Annotated in this window: 1 protein-coding gene; it reads left to right on the plus strand. The window is 76.6% G+C overall.

Annotated features, from left to right (window positions below; genetic code table 11):
- Positions 1-182: 182 nt before the first annotated feature.
- Positions 183-1,797: beta-galactosidase (locus AOK18_RS20090; protein ID WP_420865629.1), on the plus strand; the 1,615-nt coding region annotated here is incomplete at its 3' end.

Raw genomic sequence — 1,797 nt, forward strand, 5'->3', positions numbered from 1 at the left:
GCCGGCCGCCCGTCCGCGGGGGAACGGACGGGGAACACCCCGCGCGCGCGTCACTCGTACCGGGCGAAACGGACGTACCGGGAACCTGGCGTGAACACCGTGGTGCCCGGGCGTAGACAATGGCCCCCCGGGACCACCCGCCACGGGAGGACCGGGACACCCGACGGCACCACCCGCGGCCCCTGCGGCCGCACCAGCGGCACAACAGGAGGCGGCTCCCTTGGAGCTCAGCAGGCGTACCTTCACCGCGCTGGCCGGCACGGCCGCCCGCCCCGCCGCGCGCGGACGGCAGGCGGCACGAGGTCGGCTTCGACCGGCACTCCCTCCTCGTCGACGGCCGGCGGCTGGTGCTCTGGTCGGGCGAGGTGCACCCCTTCCGGCTGCCGGGCTCGTCCCTGTGGCGGGACGTGCTGCAGAAGCTGCGCGCCCACGGCCACAACGCGGTGAGCGTCCCCGTCCCCTGGAACGTCCACTCCCCCGCGCCCGGCGAGCACGACTTCACCGGGGTGCGCGACCTCGACCTGTTCCTCACCATGGCGGCCGAGGAACGGCTGTACGTCGTGCTGCGCCCCGGGCCGTACCTCGGCACCGCCGACCTCGACGCCGGCGGCTTCCCCGGCTGGCTGACGGTCGCCGAGGGCGCGGCCACCGCCGCGGACCCCGCGTACCTGGAGCACGTGGACGCGTGGCTGGGCGCCGTCGACGCCATCGCCGTCCGGCACCTGTTCACCGGGGGCGGCGGCACCGTGCTCCTGTACCAGGTCGAGGACCGGTACGAGGGGGCCGGCGGCGGCCCGGCGGACACGGCGGCCGGCGCCTACATGTCCCGCCTGTGCCGGAAGGTGCGCGCCGACGGGATCGACGTGCCGCTGTTCCACAACGACGCCCGCGCGGACGGACTGTGGGCACCCGGCTCCTTCCCCGCCGTCGCCGGGAAGGGGAAGGACGGCTGGCTGTACGGGTTCGAGTCCTCGCCCGTGCCCGGGGAGGCGCCGGCCGACCTCGGGCACTTCGCCCGGCGCGGGAGGGGGGCGCGGGCCAGTGCGCGCACCCCCGGGTTCGTCGCCGGGGCGGCCGTCGGCGCGTCCGACCCCTGGGGCGGGGCCACCTCCGGGGGCAAGGGGTACATCGAGGTGCGCGCGAGGCGGGACCCGGCGTACGTGCGCAGCGCCCTCCTCACCGGCCTCGCCAACGGGATCACCCTGCACAACGCGCGCGTGGCTGCCGGCGGGACCTCGTGGGGGTGGCTGGCCGCGCCGCACGTCTACACCTCGTACGACCACGGGGCCCCGATCGACCAGGCCCGCCGGCCCACCGCCAAGCTGGCCCCGCTCCAGCAGCTCGGGCACCTGCTGCGGACCGTGCCGGACCTCGCCCGCCTCGAACCGGCGCCCGCGGTGCGGCCCGAGGACGACCGGCTGAAGGTCTACCACCTGGCCAACCCCGACACCGGCGCCCAGGTGTACGTGCTGCGCAACGACTCCGACGACGAGGTCCGGTCGGCCCTGCCGGGCACCGGCGTCGGCGTGCCCGTCACGGTGGGCGCGCGGGACGCCAAGCTGCTCGCCACCGGGCTCGGACTGGGGCGGCGCACCCTGGCGTTCACCACCGCCCAGCCCCTGTTCCGGACGACCGTCGGACGGCAGGACATCGCCGCGTTCGTGGGCCGGGCCGGTGAGACGGCCCAGATCGCCCTGGACTGCGAGGTCCAGCCGCTCACCAACCGGCTGGACCCCGAGCCCGCCTGGTCCTACGACCGGGGCCGGCTGCACGTGGCCACACCGCTCGGGGTGGGCG

It is taken from the genome of Streptomyces prasinopilosus, assembly GCF_001419695.1.
In the GTDB taxonomy this organism is placed as follows: Bacteria; Actinomycetota; Actinomycetes; order Streptomycetales; family Streptomycetaceae; genus Streptomyces; species Streptomyces prasinopilosus.